The sequence below is a fragment of the Leucobacter sp. BZR 635 genome (assembly GCF_048061935.2).
Lineage (GTDB): Bacteria > Actinomycetota > Actinomycetes > Actinomycetales > Microbacteriaceae > Leucobacter.
On the sequence record NZ_JBLUNZ020000024.1, the window covers coordinates 23,902 to 41,093 of the forward strand.

The window sequence follows — 17,192 nt, forward strand, 5'->3', positions numbered from 1 at the left end:
CTGCCCGTCGACCCAGAGATTTCCGGGCGCTCCCCGCCCCACGCGATAGAATTTCTCCAGCGCCCGGCTCACGCGCCCGGCGGCAGCAGCCCCCTGCACAGAGGAGATCTCATGGTCGAGATGCGGCGGATCCCGCCTACTACGCTCCGTGAGGAGGCGCTCGCCGAGATCCGCAGGCTCCTCGTGGCAGGCACGCTCAAGCCCGGGCAGGTCTACTCGGCCTCGGCGATCGCGGGCCAGTTCGGCGTCTCGCATGGGCCCGTGCGCGAGGCGATGCTCACCCTCGTTAACGAGGGGATCATGGAGGTCGTGCGGAAGCAGGGCTTCCGGGTGCTAGAGATCAGCGAGAAGGATCGCCACAACATCGCCGACCTTCGCACGATGCTCGAAGTGCCTTCGATGGTGAAGCTCGCGGGGTCTCCGCTCGTGCTCGCCCGCGAGGCGGAGTTCTCGGCGATCGTCGACAAGTTCTTTGTGGCCGCGGAGGCCGGCGATCTCATCGAGTTCTTCGCGGCCGACCACGAGTTTCACTTGGGGCTGCTCCGGCTCCTCGACAACCCTCGCCTCACCGATTTTGTCGGCACGCTGCGTGACCACACCCGCCAGTATGGAATCTACGAGCTCGCGGTGCGTGGGGAGCTCATTGCCACCGCGCAGGAGCACCGCGATATTCTCGACGCGCTCCTGTCAGGCGACGCCGCTGCGGTCGAGCAGCTCATGCTCGCGCACCTGCGCTACCTGCGCTGGAAAGAGTGGAGCTCACCAGATCTCAGGTAGCTCGGCCGGCCCAGGCGCGCGGGGTACAAGCTGCAACTCGCGCGCCCGGGGCGCGCGGCTAGCGAATGACGCGGCCGGCCTGCACGACCGCGAGCCGGGCGGCGGGCTCGGAGAGCGCGCCCGCCAGTTCGAGCGGGTTCTCCGAGAGCAGCAGCGCGTCGCCGTAGCTGCCCACGGTGAGTGAGCCGGCTCGGTCGTCGCCGATGAGCTGCGCGTTCACGCGTGTCAGCGAGTGGATCGTCGCGGCTGCGCCGCTCGCATCTGCCTGCAGCTTCACTCCCCGCAGCTGGTCGTCTTCGAGGTCGCCCATGAGGTCGGATCCGAAGCCGACCTGTACGCCTGCGGCGAGCGCGATCTGCACCGCTTCCTGCCCCTTCGAGAGCACCTCGGAGTTCTTCGCAAGCGAGATCGCGTTCAGTCCGATTTCCGCTCCGCGGCGATCCATCGCATCGTAGGCGGCGAGCGTCGGCACGAGGAACGCACCGCGATCCGCCATCGCCTGCGCGGTCGCCGCATCGATGAGGTTGCCGTGCTCGATCGAGCGCACCCCGTTCTCGATCGAGTGCATGACGGCCTCCGAGGAGTAGGCGTGCGCAGCGACGTAGCTGCCGCGGCGGCCTGCCTCCTCGGTGACGACGCGCACCTCCTCGGGTGAGTACTGCGGGATCGGGAGCGGGTCGGCGAGCGAGAACACCCCGCCGCTCGTCATGATCTTGATCGCGTGCGCGCCCGTGCGCAGCCGGTTGCGCACTGCGAGACGCAGCGCCTCCACACCGTCGACGACCTCGCACATGTGGCCGTGCGAGAAGCAGATGTCGACGTGCTCGGAGCGCGGGTCGCCGTGCCCACCGGTCTGGCTGAGCGCGGGCCCGGTGAAGAGGTACCGGGGTGAGTCGAAGAGCGAGGCGTCGACAGCGTGGGCGAGCCCGATGTCGCCGCCGGCGACGTCGCGCACGGTCGTGAAGCCGCGGCGGAGTGCCTTCTCGAGCCGGCGGGTGCCGTTGATCGCGGCGTAGCTCAGCGGGCCGCGCTCGTTCTCGAGCCCGTCCATGCTGGTTGCGTAGGCGTGGAAGTGGGCGTCGATGAAGCCGGGGAGCAGCCAGCCGCCGCTGCCGTCGAGCGTCTCAGCGTCGGGCGCGGCCGCGTCGGTGACGAGCCCGTCAACGATGTGGAGGTCGCGGGGCGCGAAGCCAGTGCCGTCCCATACCTGTGCTCCAAGAATGGAAAGCGATTGTGATTTCACGTGACTCCTCCTGTTGACCTGATTAGCCTGCGCCAGGAGGCCGATCGGCCGTGGCACCCGCGCACACGTCGCTGCGGTGGCTTCGGGCCCAGGATACCTGTCCTTCGCACAGCACCAACACGAGCGCCGCACCGGGACGAACTCTGTCGGGAAGCTGACGCCCTTGCTGTGTTTGGTGCCTCGATCTTGCATTCCCCCGCAAACCTGGATAACCTGTGCAATGTCACACACCACGAGTGGCCCAAGTACTCCACCCATTCCTGAAAGGAATATCTCAATGGCTGAGAAGAAGCCCTGGCATGGCGTTATCGTCGCCTCCGCGCTCCCCATGAACGACGACCTCTCGGTGAACTACGACAAGTTCGCTGAGCACGTCAACTTCCTTGCAGAGAACGGCTGCGACGGCATCGCGCCGAACGGCTCGCTGGGCGAGTACCAGAACCTCACCGAGGCCGAGCGCGCCAAGGTCATCGAGGTTGCCGTCGACGCAGCCCCCGAGGGCTTCTCGGTCATGGCCGGCACCGGCGCATACGGCGCCATGGAGTCGCTCCGCTGGGCAGAGCAGGCAGCTGAGGCAGGCGCTGACTGCGTCATGCAGCTCCCGCCGAACACCTTCCGCGCAAACCACGAGCAGGTCAAGCACCACTACGCAACGGTCGCGAAGGCAGGCCTGCCGATCGTGGGCTACAACAACCCGCTCGACACGAAGGTCGACCTCGTTCCGTCGCTCATCGCCGAGATCCACGAGGCGGGCCACATGGTCGGCGTCAAGGAGTTCACGGGCGACCCCCGCCGCATCTACGAAATCCAGGAGCTCGCTCCGACCATGGACATCCTCATCGGCACCGATGACTCGGTGCTCGAGGTCGGCATCGCCGGCGCCGTCGGCTGGGTAGCTGGCTACCCGAACGCGATCCCGCAGGCAACCGTTGAGCTCTACAAGCTCTCGACCTCGGGCAACGTCGCCGATCTCGAGCGCGCGAAGGTGATCTACCGCGACCTGCACAAGCTGCTCCGCTGGGACACCAAGACCGAGTTCGTCGAGTCGATCAAGCTCTCGATGGATGCACTCGGGCTCTACGGTGGCCCGAGCCGCCCGCCGCGCCTGCCGCTGCCCAAGGAGGTCGCTGATCAGATCGTCGCCGACACCCTCGAGGCAGCCGCCAAGGGCTACGGTAAGTAGCAACTCGCAGTACCCGCGGGGTGGATCGTGCGGCGTTTTCGCCGCACGATCCATTCCCGTCTCGGGGCCCCGCCCCACCCACACACTTCGTTCTTCAGAAAGGCCCCTTCATGCGCACGTCCCGCGTCTACCACGCCGTTGATTCGCACACCGAGGGCATGCCGACCCGCGTCATCACCGGCGGCGTCGGCCCCATCCCAGGCAACACGATGGCCGAGCGCCGCACCTGGTTCATGGAGAACAACGACGAATTACGCGAACTGCTCATGTTCGAGCCGCGCGGCCACGCCTCGATGAGCGGCGCGATCCTGCAGCCCGCCACCCGCCCCGACTGCGACTGGGGCGTGCTCTACATCGAGGTCTCCGGCTGCCTCCCCATGTGCGGCCACGGCACCATCGGCGTCGCCACCGTGCTGGTCGAGACCGGCATGGTCGAGGTCACTGAGCCCGTCACGACGATCCGTCTCGACACCCCCGCTGGCCTCGTCATCGCCGAGGTCGCCGTGAACGACGGGCAGGCCGAGAGCGTCACCATCACGAACGTTCCCTCCTACTCGGAGCGGCTCGACGCCTCGGTCGAGGTGCCGGGCCTCGGCACCGTGAAGTACGACCTCGCCTTCGGCGGCAACTTCTACGCGATCGTGAAGCTCGACGAGCTCGGCATCGAGTTCCGTGAGGATCGCGCCAACAAGGACGAGCTCATCAAGGCCGGCCTCGCCATCATGGACGCGATCAACGAGGACGATGCTCCGGTACACCCCGAGAGGGCGGACATTCGCGACTGCCACCACGTGTACCTCGAGGCTCCCGGATCCACCGCTGAGCGTTCGCGCCACGCGATGGCGATCTACCCCGGCTGGTTCGACCGCTCCCCCTGTGGCACCGGCACGAGCGCGCGCATGGCGCAGCTGCACGCGCGCGGCGAGCTGCCGCTCGACCAGGACTTCATCAACGAGTCGTACATCGGCTCGCGCTTCGTCGGCCGCCTCGTCGAAGAGACGACCGTCGCCGGCCGCCCCGCGGTCATCCCGAAGATTACCGGCCGCGCCTGGATCACCGGCACGGCCCAGTACATGCTCGACCCAACCGATCCGTTCCCGAAGGGATTCCTGCTGTGACCCACACGCCCGCTCCGCAGAGCATCGATTTCTTCTCCGCCGATGAGGTGCGCGAGCTCCTCACCTTCGAGACGGCGATCAATGCCCTCGAGACCGCGCTGCGCGACGGCCTCACCCCCGAGAGCGACGGGCCGCGCCTGTTCGCCGACGCCCCGAACGGCGAGTTCCTCCTCATGCCAGCGCAGAGCGCGACATTCAGCGGCGTGAAGGCGCTCACCCTCGCGCCTGAGAACCCGGATCGCGGACTCGAAAAGATCCAGGGCCTCTACATTCTGTACTCCTCTGACACGCTCGCACCGCTCGCGGTGATGGAGGGATCCTGCCTCACGGCGATCCGCACCCCGTCAGCGACGCTCACCGCGGTGCGGCAGCTCGCGCGCCTCGCACCCGCGGGCGCAGAGCTCGGCACCGACCCGAAGATCCTCATCTTCGGCGCGGGCACCCAGGCAATCGAACACATCCGTGCGGCACTCGTCGACTTCCCCGACGCCTCCTTCGAGATCATCGGCCGCCGCCCGGAGCGCGTCGAGGCCCTCATCAGCACCCTCGCAGCGGCCCCCGAGACCAGCCAGGTCTCGGTCACCGCGCCGAGCGACCACGAGGCAGCCATCTCGGCAGCCGACATCATCCTCACCATGACCACCGCCACCTCCCCGCTCTTCGACGGCACCCTCGTCGCCCCGAACGCCATCGTCGCGGCGGTAGGGACGCACGGCCTCGACGCCCGCGAGATCGACGACGCGCTCGTGCTGCGCTCGGATGTCGCCGTCGAGGGCCGCGGATCCGCACGCCGCGAGAACGGCAACCTCGCCACCACCTACGACGAAGCCGCGTGGGAGTCGAACCCGCCAGCGAACCTCCAAGACCTCGTGCTCGGCAAGTTCACGCGCACGCTCGGCCGCCCCGCCTTCTATACGGGTGTGGGGATGTCGTGGGAGGATCTTGTGTGCGCGAGCGCTGTCTACACAGCGCGCACGCGCCCATAGCCACAGTAGGAGCCCCCATGCCCAGCCAGCCTTCCCCCTCACGTCGCCTCACCCCGCTGAAGCGGCCGCTCAACCTGCGCGAAACCGTGCTCGAGCAGCTGCGCACGGCGATCATCACCGGTGAGATCGCAGAAGGCGCTCTCGTGTCAGCCCCCACGCTGGGGCAGCTGCTCGGGGTCTCCGCGACGCCGGTACGCGAGGCAATGATGGATCTGGCACGCGAGGGCCTCGTGGAAACCATCAAGAACAAGGGTTTCCGCATCACCACGATGAGCGACAAGGAGCTCGACGACCTCGCCGCGATCCGCCTGTTGATCGAGCCGCCTTCGATGCCGGCTGCGATCGGGCGGATCTCGGAGGAGGGTTTCGAGGAGCTCGAGCGGCTCGCTGACGCGTGCCTCGTCGCCGCCGAGACCGAAGACCTCCAGGAATACCTGCGGTACGACCGCGAATTCCACCACTTCGTACTCACCCACATCGACAACCCGCAGCTCACCGAGCTCGCAACCTCGCTGCGCACCCGCACCCGGCTCTACGGGCTGAAGGCGCTCGCCGAGACCGGGCGGCTCGGGCCATCTGCGCACGAGCACCACGAACTCATCAGACTGCTGCGGGCCGGCGACGGCGCGGGTGCGGAGCAGCTGATGCGCGATCACATCGGCCACGCCCGCGACGTGTGGGCGACAGGAACCGTCGAGGGCCAGAGCGCCGCCGACAGCACTTCATGACAGGAAGCTCAGTATGACCGGACGCACAGACGTCATCATCATCGGTGCCGGAATCATCGGTGCCGCGACCGCGTACTTTGCAACGCTGCAGGGCCTCTCGGTCACGGTGGTGGAGCGCGGGCTACCCGCGAGCGGCACGACGTCTAGGTGCGAGGGGAACATCCTCGTCTCCGACAAAGAGCTCGGGCCCGAGCTCGAGCTCATGCGCTATTCGATCGACACCTGGAAGGGCGAGCTCGCCGAGTTCGGGCACCTCTGGGAGTTTGAGTCGAAGGGCGGAATCATCGTTGCTTCACGTGAAACAAGTCTCGCTTCGCTCGAGCGCGTCACCACCTCACAGCGGTCATTCGGCATCGTCGCCGAACCGCTCGATATCCCGGCGCTCCGCGCCCTCGAGCCTCACGTCACCGACCAGGCGCTCGGCGCGGCCTTCTACCCCGAAGACAGTCAGGTGCAGCCGATCCTCGCGGCCTCGCACCTGCTACGTCTCGCGCGGGATCGCGGCGCGAAACTCGTCGTCAACGCACCCGTGACGGCGCTGCTGCGCTCGGGCGAGCGGGTCACCGGCGTGCGCACCCCGCAGGGTGAATTCTCCGCGGAGCATATAGTCAACGCCGCGGGCACTTGGGCCCCCGAGATTGCGGCACTGGCCGGCGTCAATGTCCCCGTAAACCCGCGCCGCGGCTTCGTGCTCGTGACCGAACCGCTCCACCCGATGGTGCATCACAAGGTGTATGCCGCTGAGTACATAGACAACGTCGGGAGCGGCGACGCCGGCCTGCAGTCGTCTCCGGTCGTCGAGGGAACCCCCGCCGGGACGATCCTCATCGGGTCCAGCCGCGAGCGCATCGGTTTCGACAACACCGTCAGCCCCGACGCGCTCCGGCAGATCGCCGCAAACGCGATCGAACTCTTCCCCTTCCTCGAGAAGACCCGGATTCTCCGCCACTACCACGGCTTCCGCCCCTTCTGCCCAGATCACCTCCCCGTGATCGGGCACGACCCGCGCGCGCCCGGCCTCTGGCACGCCTCCGGTCACGAGGGTGCGGGCATCGGGCTCTCCGTCGGCACCGGAAAGCTCCTCGGACAGGCCCTTGCAGGGCTCAAACCCGACATGCCGCTCACGCCGTTCAGACCCGAACGCTTCGATGAGCCCGGATACGACGATCACGGCACCGGCCCAGATACCGCCGCAGACACCACTCAGCAAGGAACGGAGGCCGCCGCGTGAGCGCCACCCCGAACACCACGCCGACCGGCGAGGTCCAGGCCACCTTCGAGGGCGAACCCATCGCATGCGCTCCCGGCGCGAGTGTCGCAGCCGCGCTCATCTCCACTGGCAAGAACGCCTGGCGCGCGACCCGCTCGGGCGCGAGCCGCGGCCTGTTCTGCGGCATTGGCGTCTGCTTCGACTGCCTCGTTGAAATCGACGGCGAGTCAGGTCAGCGCGCCTGCATGATCCCCCTCGCGGAGGGCATGGATGTGCGCGCGGCATCGGGCCCCGGCGCGACCGAGCACCCCTCGGGCGCCGTTGGAACCGATTCGCGGGAGACGGGTGACGCAGCATGAGCGGCGCAGAGACTTCAGAGCTGCGATCCACAGCGGCCGCCCCACGCTTCGACGTTGCCGTTGTCGGGGCGGGTCCGGCGGGCCTCGCAGCGGCCGCAGCCGCCGCCGAGGGCGGTGCCCGGGTCGCGGTGATCGACTCCGCTGAGCAGCCCGGCGGCCAGTACTGGCGGCACCGGTCCGAGGCCGCGGGGGTCACCGACGGCGGCGAGTACCACCACGGATGGCAGGAATACCTCTCCCTCCGCGCCCGCTTCGACGCCGGCATCGCGGCTGGCACGATCCACTACTTCGCCTCGACCTCAGTCTGGATGGCACGGGCACTCTCTGCGGCTCCCGAGACCGGCTTCGCGCTCGAGCTCGCCCCCGCTCACGGCGGGGGTCGGAGCGCGGTGCCGTCGCTTCGGGCCGCAACGCTCGTGCTCGCGACCGGCGGCTACGACCGGCAGCTCCCCGTGCCAGGCTGGCAGCTCCCCGGCGTCATGGCCGCGGGCGGCATTCAGGCCTTCGTGAAGCAGAACGGCATGCTCCCGGGCAAGCGCTTCGTCATCGCGGGAACCGGCCCCTTCCTGCTCCCCGTCGCCGCAAACATCACGCAGGCGGGCGGATCGGTTGCGGCCGTGCTCGAGTCTGCGTCGCTCATGGGCTGGATCCCCCGCGCGCACCGCGCAGCCGGAGTCCCCTCCAAAGCACTCGAGGGCGCAGGCTATGTCGCGGCATTCGTGAAGCATCGCGTGCCCTACCGGATCCGCACAGTCATCACCGAGATCCTCGGCACCGACCACGTCACCGGCGTCCGCACCGCGAAGGTTCGTGCCGACGGGGCAATCGTCTCGGGCAGCGAGCGCGAGATCACCGGTATCGACGGCGTCGGCCTCGGCTGGGGCTTCACGCCGCAGCTCGAACTCCCAGTGCAGCTCGGCGTGCAGACCCGCGTTGACGTCGACGGCTCGCTCGTCGGCGTCGTCGACGAGGTCGGCCGCTCCTCCGTTTCCGGCTTGTTCCTCGCGGGAGAGGTCACCGGCGTCGGCGGAGCTCCGCTGTCGGTGCTCGAGGGTGAGATCGCAGGCCGCGCGGCCGCGGGAGACGCCACCGGCAGCGCCACCTCGGTCACGGGCGCTGAGCGGCGAACGCTCGCCCGCAACCGATCCTTCGCCGAAGCAATGCACCTCGCGCACCCCGTGCCCGCAGGCTGGGCGGATCGCCTCACCCCCGACACCACCGTGTGCCGCTGCGAGGAGGTGACCGCGGGCGAGATCGGGCACGCCCACGACGACCTCGCCGCGCACGACCTCCGCACCGAGAAGGGCCTCACCCGTGCAGGAATGGGCTGGTGTCAGGGGCGCGTCTGCGGCTTCGCGGTGTCGTGCCTCTCTGCCGGGGCCGGCGCTGTCGGCGGGCCTGCCTCGCCAGCTGCTGACGATGCCCGGGCATCACTGGCTCAGTCGGCAAAGCGGCCGCTCGCGCAGCCGCTCCCCCTCAGCGCACTGCTCGACCTGGAGTAGGGCGCGCGATCCGCGCCCGCCCTGCCCCTGCGCCCCTCTCCTCCCTTCCCTCCGCTTCCCCTTCCCCTCACGGGCGCTCAAAGGACATGCTTTCGGCGAAACGACATCTGTTTGACCGAAAAACTGATGTCCGTTCGCTGAAAACATGCCCTTTGAGCGACGGGGCAGGGGCGGGGCGCAGCCCAGCGCTACGCGCCCAGGTAGGCCTCGATGACGCGGGGATCCTCGGCCAGCTCCGACGCTGGGCCCTGGAGGGTGACGCGCCCCGACTCGAGCACGTAGGCGCGGTCGGCGATCTTCAGCGCCGCCTTCGCGTTCTGCTCGACGAGCAGCACGGTCGTGCCCTCCTGGTTCACCGCCCGAATGATGTCCATCACCTGCTTCACGATGAGCGGCGCGAGACCCATCGAGGGCTCATCAAGCAGCAACAGCTGCGGCCCGCCGACGAGCGCACGCCCGAGCGCGAGCATCTGCTGCTCGCCGCCCGAGAGCGTTCCGCCCTGCTGGTCGCGCCGCTCGGCAAGCCGGGGCATGAGCTCGTAGGCGTGGTCGGCGCGCGAGGCGATGAGCTTCTGGTCTTTCACCAGGTATCCGCCGAGCAGCAGGTTCTCGTGCACCGACATCGTGGAGAAGATCCGCCGCCCCTCAGGAATGTGCAGCAGCCCCGCCCCCACCATGTCCCAGGGCTGCAGCTTGGTGAGATCCTTGTCCCCCCAGGTCACGCTGCCACTCTTCGCGCGGACGAGGCCCGAGATCATCGACAGCGTCGACGTCTTCCCAGCCCCGTTGTTGCCGAGCAGCGACACGATCTCGCCGTCGTTCACCTCAAGGCTGAGGTTGCGCAGCGCATGAACCCGGTTGTAGTAGAGCTCAACGTTTTCGAGTACGAGCTTGCTCATTCCTCTTCCTCTCCGAGGTAGGCGGCGATAACCAACGGGTTGTTCTTGACCTGTTCAGGCGTCCCGTCGGCGATCTCTTTGCCGTAGTTCAGCACGACGACACGCTCCGAAATCTCCATGACGAGGCCCATATCGTGCTCAATGAGTACGATGCTCACGCCGAGATCGCGGATGCGGCGAATGAGCCCCATGAGCTCATTCTTCTCGTTGTGATTCAGGCCCGCACCGGGCTCGTCGAGCAGCAGCAGCTTCGGCTGCGTCGCGAGCGCCCTCGCGATCTCGACCCGGCGCTGCTCACCGTAGGGCAGCTGCGAGACGAGCAGTTCGTCGTCGGCCCGGAAGCCCACGAAGTCGAGCCAGCCGCGAGCATCCTCCGTGCACTGCGCCTCGCTGCGCTTGTAGCGGGGCGTGTGCAGCATGGCGTCGAAGACGTTCTGAGCAAGGTGCGAGTGCATCCCCGTCTTCACGTTTTCGAGCACGGTCATGTCGGAGAACAGCCGCACGTTTTGGAAGGTGCGCGCCATACCCCGGTTGGTGATGTACGACGGCTTCTTTCGGGTCACCGACTCGCCATCGAAGATGACGTCGCCCTCGTTGGGCCGGTAGAAGCCTGAGATGCAGTTGAAGGCGCTCGTCTTCCCAGCCCCGTTGGGGCCGATCACGGAGACAATCTCGCCCTCGTGCACCGAGAAACTCAGGCCCGCGACCGCCTTGATGCCACCGAACGAGACCGCGAGGCCTTGAACGTCGAGCAGCAGCGGCCGGGAGTCGGGCGGCGCGGTGCTGCCTCCGGCCACGGGGGCAGGTGTCTGGATCGTGTTCATCGCTTCCCCTCTTCGTCGTCAGCGGTCGCAGCGGGGGCGTCTGACCCCTCGTAGACCTCACCCTCGTAGTCGTCGTCGACGCCCACGACGCCGACGGCCGCTGTCGGTGGGATCTCGGGGATCTCACGCTTCTTCAGGAACGGCAGCACGGCGTTCGCCGGCCAGATGCCCTGCGGCCTGAAGATCATCGCGACCACCAGGAGCACGCCGAACAGCAGGAAGCGCCACTCGGAGAACTCGCGCAGGAATTCGGGCGCGAGCGACACGAACAGCGCGCCGATGATGACGCCGGGGGTGGATCCCATACCGCCAAGCACCACGGCCATGAGCACGAGTGCCGAGTACAAGAACTCGAAGCTGTTCGGCGAGATCGCGGAGAGGTGCCCCGCCATGAGCGTGCCCGCGAAGCCGCCCCAGACCGCACCGATAATGTATGCGGCGAGCTTCGTCGTGTAGCCGTTGATGCCCATTGCTTCGCTGACGTCTTCGTCGTCGCGAACCGACTTCCACGCCCTACCGAGTTTGCCCTTGCCGAGGCGGGCGACGGCGACGACCGCGAGGCCGATGCCGACGATGAGCACGAAGTAGTAGAAGAGAATCTTCGGGCCGAAGTGGATGCCGCCGATGTCGAGGCCGTCTGCGAACGACCAGCCGAAGAACGACCAGGTCGGAATACCGTGGATGCCCGAGGGGCCGCCGGTGATTTTCAGGTTGTTCGCGGTGATGCGGATGATCTCGCCGAAGCCGAGGGTGACGATCGCGAGATAGTCGGAGCGGAGCCTGAGCGTCGGGCCGCCGATCACGATGCCCGCGATGATGCAGGCGATGACCACGAACGGGATCGTCTCGAGCATCGACAGCCCGAACTGGGTTGTGAGGATCCCGCTCGTATATGCCCCGACCGCCATGAAGGCGATGTAGCCGAGGTCGAGCAGGCCGGCGTAGCCGACGACGACGTTGAGTCCCATCGCGAGCACGATGTAGATCATTGCCGAGGTGAGGATCGAGATGAGATACGGCGTCGCCGAGATGAACGGCAGCACGAGGGCTGCAACAAACAGGACCGCGCCGACGATCTTCATGAACCGCTCGGGTGCGAGCAGCCCGGTGACCGGGGCAGGTCGCTGGATGAATGGCTTCGGCGCTACGAGGCGCGGAACAGATGTTTTCTTCATGCGGATCACACCCTCTCAACCACCCGCTCACCGAGCAAGCCGGTGGGGCGGAACACGAGGAACAGAATGAGGAAGCCGAATGCGAAGACGTCGCGCCACTGGCCGCCGAACCACGAGGTGCCGAACGACTCGAGCAGACCGAGCACGATCCCTCCGAGCATCGCACCGTAGAGGTTTCCGATGCCGCCGATTACGGCGGCCGTGAAGGCCTTCAACCCGATCACAAACCCCATGAGGAAGTCGATGGTGCCGTAGTACGCGGCGGCCATCACTCCCGCGGCACCGGCGAGCGCCGAGCCGATGAAGAACGTGCGTGAGATGACGCGGTTCACGTTGACGCCCATGAGGAGGGCTGCCTTCTGGTCGAGGGCGATCGCGCGCATCGCGCGTCCCTCCCGCGAATGCATCACGTAGCGCTGCAGCGCGAACATAAGGATCGCCGCGACGAGCATCAGCACAATCTGTGGCATGGTGACGCGCGCGCCGAGGATCTCGAGCGGCTCGCCCTGGAGGCGAATCGGGAACACGAGGGGGCTTGCGCCGAAGATCTGTCGAACTGCGTACTCGAGTGTGAACGAGACGCCGACCGCGGTGATGAGGGCCGCAAGCCTGGGGCTCGTGCGGAGTGGGCGGTAGGCGATCCGCTCGATCGCGACGCCAATACCGCCGGTGAGCAGCATGGTGATGAGGAGCACGAGCAGGAGGATGGGGATCGAGCCGAGCCCGAAGAGCCCGGTGAAGCCGCCGAGCACGACGAATGCGAGGAAGGATCCGAGCATATACAGGTCGCCGTGGGCAAAGTTCAGCAGCTTGATGATGCCGTAAACCATGCTGTAGCCAAGGGCGACGAGAGCGTAGAACGAGCCAACGAAGAGCCCGTTCCAGATGAGTTGGAACACAGGTGAACCTCTCTGCGACGGTGAGGAGGGGTTGGTGGGTGAGGTGGCCGGCTAGGCAGCGCCGAGCCGGCCACCGAGAGTACCTAGGACAGGTCGTCGGAGAGGATGAACGCGCCCTTCTCACCCGTGGGCGAGACGATCACGAATCCGCCGCCCTCGCGAGAGCCGTCTTCAGCGAAGGTCAGGTCGCCCGAGAGCAGCGGGAAGCCCGACATTGCGCCCAGCGCCTTGTTCACTGCCTCGGCGTCGGTTCCGCCGGCCTCGCCCATCGCTTCGGCGATCACCTTGACTGCCTCGTAGGTCTGCATCGAGTAGGGGCCGGGGTCGGCCTTCGCGAGCTCGGTGTAGGCCGCGACCCACTTGTCGCCACCCTCGAGCATGTCGGGGGTGCGGGTGAAGGTGCCAAAGACGTTGTCGATGGCCGGGCCCGCGATTGCCGAGAGCTGCGCGTCAACCGAGCCGTCGCCCACGAGCACGATGCCGTCGTAACCCGACGAGCGGAGCTGGTCGATGAGCAGGCCGCCTGCCTGGTAGTAGCCGGTCCAGTAGATGAAGTCGGGGCTCACGCCCAGCACGCTGTTGATGTTCGCGGCGAAGTCCTTCTCATCGGGGTTCACCGATTCGCGCTTCACGATGTTCAGGTCGCCCGCCTGCTCCTCGAAGGAGTTGGCGAGGTCGACCGAGTAGTCGGTGTTGTCGTCGATGAGCACGACGTTCTTCGAGCCGAGCTTCTCTGCGTAGGCGATCGCGGCAGCTGCCTGCTGGGTGCCAGTGCCGTTGATGAGGAACGCGCCCTGGCCAACGAGCTTGGTGGAGTTCGCTGCGGGAATCACCATCGGCACTCCTGCCGCTTCAAAGACAGGAAGCGTGGGGAGCGTCGCGCCGGAGCAGTATCCGCCGACCGAAGCGTGCACGCCGGCACTCACCAGCTTGTTCGCTGCTGAAACGGCCTGGGTCGCATCGCAGCCGTCATCTTCGGTGACGAGTTCGAGGTCGCGCCCATCGACGCCACCGTCGGCATTGATTTCGTCGATCGCGAGCTGGGCACCGAACTTCATGTAATCGCCGAATGCGGCTTCAGAGCCGGAGAACGGTGCGAGCATGCCGAGCTTGATCGGCCCATCGCTCGATCCACCGCCGTCCCCGCCCGCGAGCCCGCCGGAGCACCCCGAGAGCACCAGGGCCGCAGCCGCGGCGATTGCGCCGAGGGTTGCAAGCCGTTTTCCGCCAGAGTGTGCACGTGAAATCATTGACGATTCCTTTCAATCATTCATCGTTGAATAATGGGCGGGCGATGCATTTGGTGGAGCGAGACCGTCGTTGGTCAGTGGTCGCGACACCTGCAGGAGCCCGTCAGTGCAATGTTACTGATTGCGTGCGGGAGTGCAATTGAAATAGGTCACGATTCCGACACGGTCTCGTGATCTCCGCGGAATTCCCGGTTGAGGCCTTCCCTTCCTGATCGACCCTATTAATCCAAACCGAGTGTTCCGAAGGCCGAAAACGGGGCGGAATGGAATACACGGGGCATGCAGGACGACGGTGCTTGGGCAGGCAGAGGGTGCATTCCTGGACCCACGCACGCTCCGCGACAAACCGCGACCGTGAGCAGGCGGGCGCGAGGCGTTGGCCCCCAGGCGCGGGCTGCCGATCTCACTGGCTGTTCGCGGTTGGAGGGTGTAGCTGCGCTGGTGCGCGGGAGGGCATGCTTTCAGCGAGCGGACATCACTTCCACCGCAAAAGTGATGTCCGGTCGCTGAGGACATATCCGTTTGGCGCGGGGCACGGCGGCAGGGGCAGAGCCGGCGGCAGCGGCAGCGGCCCGAAGGCTGGCTAGTCCACGGACCGGAGTCGAACCTCGAGTGTGCCAATAATGAGCACCTCTGTCGCCTCGACCGGCTGCCCCGGGGTCAGCTCGCGCTGGTTCCCGGCGGCGTCGATCGTGAAGACCCCGTTCGTCGAGTTGAGGTCTTCGATCGTCCAGCTCGCATCCGTGAGCCGCAGCCTTGCGTGCGATTTCGACAGCGTGCGCGTCACGTCGGGCACCACGAGCACCTCGGTGCCGGCGAGCGCTACAGGCTTGCGGCCCACAATAACGTCGTCGGAAGCAAGCTCGAGCTGCTCCCCATCTGGAAGCTCGAGAACCCATCGTTGGCGACGGGCCACAACGACTGTCCGGTCGAAATCGTCGTCCTCGGGTTCGTTGTCGTCCTCGTCGGCGAAACCGCCGGGTGCGGGCGGCGGGGCGATCGGGCCGCCCAACAGGCTGGCGACGCTGAAACCGGAGTCACGAGCTGCCTCGGCCACAGGGGCCCTCACCGCGTCGGCAGGCGCAACAGGAGTCTCCCGCGGTGCTTCGTCCACAGGATCACCCCAGACGTCAACGGCCGCATCTTCGGAGGGGTCTGCAAGCGGCTGCTCCGCGGCGTCCGCGGGAGAACCGGCGACGTGCTCGACGGGGAAGTCCACGGCAGGCGCTTCCGAGCGCTCCGCTGCTACGGCGGCCGCAAGGTCGATATCGACGGCCGACACTGAAGTCGGTGCGGGCTCCGGACTGCCGGCGGCAACCTGCGCGGCGGCCGGCGCGGGCGTCGACTCAGCAGGCGCCGGATCGGCAGCGGGGGCCGGATCGGCAGCGGTCGGTGCTGGATCGGCAGCTGCCAGAGCCTCAGACGCTCGAACCTCAGCAGCTCGAACCTCAGCAGCCGAAGCCGCAGCAGCCGGCGCGGTCAGGCCTGCTGCCGGAGCGGGATTCACCGGGTTGGCAGCAGCCGGAACCTCGGTGACCGGCACCGCGGCGTCCTCGGGCTTCGCCGGGTCCGCTTGGGCCGCCTTCGTGTCGACTGGAAGTGGTGCTGGCTGCGGCCAGGAGAAGGGCCGCGAGTCGAAGTTGCTGCCGAATGACGCCTCGCGCGACGGGAGCTGCTCGCTCGCGAGGCGCTGGAAGTTGCCCTCCGTCGTGTTGCTCAGCCCCCACTGGTTGCGCTGAGGCAGAGCCGGCGCTGCCGGTACCGCAGGGGTGGCCGGAGCGGCAGTCGCTGCCGGAGTCACAGGGGTCTGGGGCGGGCCTGCGGGAGCGCTACCCGCACCGACGCCGGCAGCGTCACCACTGGCTACGGTCGGAGCGGGAAACCCACCGGGATGCAGCGGCGTCGAGGCCGGGCGCGCGGCGGGCGACTGTGCGGGGCCCGCGGGGGCCCCTGATCCGCCGGGACGACCGGTGAACGCAGAGGGTGCCGAGGGTGCCGAGGGTGCCGTAGCCCCAGTCGAGGCAGCACCCGAAACAGAGGCAGCACCCGAATGAGGGGCAGCGCCCGCAGCAGGCGCAGAGCCTGCGCCCGCGCGCTGCGGCACCGGCGGCATGCCGTGCGTCTGCTGCACGGGAGTCGTCTCGGGCAGCAGCGGGTACACCTGACCGTCGGGTCCGTATTCGACGAGCCCATGTCCCGCACCGCCAGGCTGGCCGAAGCCAGCATGGCCACCGCCAGTGGCGTAGCCGCGATCCTGCAGTCGGGTTCCGAGCAGCGTCGCCCACATCGGCGGAACCAGCGCGCCGAGGACCGTCATCCCGGTGGTCTCGTCGTGTTCCTGGTTAATACGGTGGATAGCCATGATCGACATCACCACAGTGATGATGTTCAGGCCCGGAATCAGGCCGACGACGGCAGTCCAACCGGGCAGGCCGCCGCGTTCGATGAGTCGCCACTGGTTCCAGACTGGGATCCAGCCGTGCGCCGCTGGCAGCCCCAGGTACGGGAAGAGGCGCGCGAGCGACCACAGGTACCAAATGTAGACGCCGATACCGACGAACGACCAGATGCCGATGAGGGCGAGAATTGGTCCGCCAAATCCGCCGTATCCCATATCGTTCGTCATGAAGTCCTCACTTTGCGCAGCCTCGTGTTGCTGTACCAAAGGTACCGTGACTTTTCACGACGGCACTATTCGGGCGCTTCGCAATCGAGGGCGTAGCTGCTTCCGGCATTGGCGAGGAATCGTGAGTCGAGCGATGTCCCCCGCCTCACTGGCAGGCCACAACCGCCAGGCCCGACGAACGCCCATGGGGAGCTGCGAAACCTACACGCCCCGGGCCCGGCCTCGCAGCGAAGCAAGCCCACCCTGAATAGCGCTCAGCAGATATGTCCTCAGCGAAGTCAGGAGTGATTGGCAGCAAAAAAGCCATGACCTCGCTGAGGTCATGGCTTTTGAGCGCTCCGCATGGCTGAGGGATACACCTTACAATTGAGCAGGGCCAGTGTTTGGGCCCCGCGCGCGGGGAGACTGGCGGG

General features: G+C 67.2%; 15 protein-coding genes. 8 read left to right on the forward strand and 7 right to left on the reverse strand.

All coding sequences use genetic code 11. From position 1 onward, the window contains the following. Positions 1 to 111 precede the first annotated feature (111 nt). Entirely contained in the window at positions 112 to 777 is a 666-nt protein-coding gene (locus ACI1US_RS04285; protein ID WP_461638414.1) for a GntR family transcriptional regulator, read from the forward strand. A gap of 58 nt (positions 778 to 835) precedes the next feature. Here the strand turns inward: ACI1US_RS04285 and ACI1US_RS04290 are convergent, their stop codons facing one another. Then, positions 836 to 2,020 (reverse strand): metal-dependent hydrolase family protein, encoded by a 1,185-nt coding sequence (locus ACI1US_RS04290; RefSeq protein ID WP_461638416.1) that lies wholly within the window; start codon positions 2,018 to 2,020, stop codon positions 836 to 838. A gap of 277 nt (positions 2,021 to 2,297) precedes the next feature. Here ACI1US_RS04290 and ACI1US_RS04295 point away from each other — a divergent pair, with 277 nt between their 5' ends. The 7 genes from ACI1US_RS04295 to ACI1US_RS04325 all read left to right on the forward strand — a co-directional run bounded on the left by ACI1US_RS04295 (position 2,298) and on the right by ACI1US_RS04325 (position 9,106). Further along, the gene (locus ACI1US_RS04295; protein ID WP_416549952.1) at positions 2,298 to 3,203 is read left to right on the forward strand and encodes a dihydrodipicolinate synthase family protein; all 906 of its coding nucleotides are present in this window, start codon (positions 2,298 to 2,300) and stop codon (positions 3,201 to 3,203) included. 110 nt (positions 3,204 to 3,313) lie between these two features. Beyond that, on the forward strand, positions 3,314 to 4,321 hold the full coding sequence (locus ACI1US_RS04300) for a proline racemase family protein (RefSeq protein WP_416549953.1): 1,008 nt from the start codon (positions 3,314 to 3,316) through the stop codon (positions 4,319 to 4,321). After that, positions 4,318 to 5,307: an ornithine cyclodeaminase family protein gene (locus ACI1US_RS04305; protein WP_416549954.1), complete on the forward strand. Its 990-nt coding sequence runs from the start codon at positions 4,318 to 4,320 to the stop codon at positions 5,305 to 5,307. The genes ACI1US_RS04300 and ACI1US_RS04305 overlap by 4 nt, the downstream gene beginning before the upstream one ends. Positions 5,308 to 5,324: 17 nt before the next feature. Next, positions 5,325 to 6,035 carry a GntR family transcriptional regulator gene (locus ACI1US_RS04310; RefSeq protein WP_461638419.1) on the forward strand — a complete coding sequence of 237 codons (711 nt, stop codon included), beginning with the start codon at positions 5,325 to 5,327 and terminating at the stop codon, positions 6,033 to 6,035. Positions 6,036 to 6,048: 13 nt separating this feature from the next. After that, positions 6,049 to 7,266 carry an NAD(P)/FAD-dependent oxidoreductase gene (locus ACI1US_RS04315; RefSeq protein ID WP_461638421.1) on the forward strand — a complete coding sequence of 406 codons (1,218 nt, stop codon included), beginning with the start codon at positions 6,049 to 6,051 and terminating at the stop codon, positions 7,264 to 7,266. After that, a complete protein-coding gene (locus tag ACI1US_RS04320) occupies positions 7,263 to 7,604 on the forward strand; it encodes a (2Fe-2S)-binding protein (protein ID WP_461638423.1) in 342 nt (113 codons plus the stop codon). The genes ACI1US_RS04315 and ACI1US_RS04320 overlap by 4 nt, the downstream gene beginning before the upstream one ends. Further along, entirely contained in the window at positions 7,601 to 9,106 is a 1,506-nt protein-coding gene (locus tag ACI1US_RS04325) for an FAD-dependent oxidoreductase (protein ID WP_461638425.1), read from the forward strand. Before ACI1US_RS04320 ends, ACI1US_RS04325 begins: the two co-directional genes overlap by 4 nt. A gap of 188 nt (positions 9,107 to 9,294) precedes the next feature. Here the strand turns inward: ACI1US_RS04325 and ACI1US_RS04330 are convergent, their stop codons facing one another. The 6 genes from ACI1US_RS04330 to ACI1US_RS04355 form a co-directional block, all read right to left on the reverse strand. Beyond that, positions 9,295 to 10,005, reverse strand: coding sequence for an ABC transporter ATP-binding protein (locus tag ACI1US_RS04330; protein WP_416549957.1), 711 nt, complete (start codon positions 10,003 to 10,005; stop codon positions 9,295 to 9,297). After that, positions 10,002 to 10,829, reverse strand: coding sequence for an ABC transporter ATP-binding protein (locus ACI1US_RS04335; RefSeq protein WP_461638427.1), 828 nt, complete (start codon positions 10,827 to 10,829; stop codon positions 10,002 to 10,004). Before ACI1US_RS04335 ends, ACI1US_RS04330 begins: the two co-directional genes overlap by 4 nt. After that, a complete protein-coding gene (locus tag ACI1US_RS04340; RefSeq protein ID WP_461638429.1) occupies positions 10,826 to 12,004 on the reverse strand; it encodes a branched-chain amino acid ABC transporter permease in 1,179 nt (392 codons plus the stop codon). Before ACI1US_RS04340 ends, ACI1US_RS04335 begins: the two co-directional genes overlap by 4 nt. A 5-nt stretch (positions 12,005 to 12,009) precedes the next feature. Then, the gene (locus tag ACI1US_RS04345) at positions 12,010 to 12,903 is read right to left on the reverse strand and encodes a branched-chain amino acid ABC transporter permease (RefSeq protein ID WP_461638431.1); all 894 of its coding nucleotides are present in this window, start codon (positions 12,901 to 12,903) and stop codon (positions 12,010 to 12,012) included. Between the two features lie 83 nt (positions 12,904 to 12,986). Then, a complete protein-coding gene (locus ACI1US_RS04350) occupies positions 12,987 to 14,153 on the reverse strand; it encodes a branched-chain amino acid ABC transporter substrate-binding protein (protein ID WP_461638433.1) in 1,167 nt (388 codons plus the stop codon). 583 nt (positions 14,154 to 14,736) lie between these two features. Continuing rightward, a complete protein-coding gene (locus tag ACI1US_RS04355; protein ID WP_461638435.1) occupies positions 14,737 to 16,779 on the reverse strand; it encodes a DUF5684 domain-containing protein in 2,043 nt (680 codons plus the stop codon). Between the last annotated feature and the right edge of the window lie 413 nt (positions 16,780 to 17,192).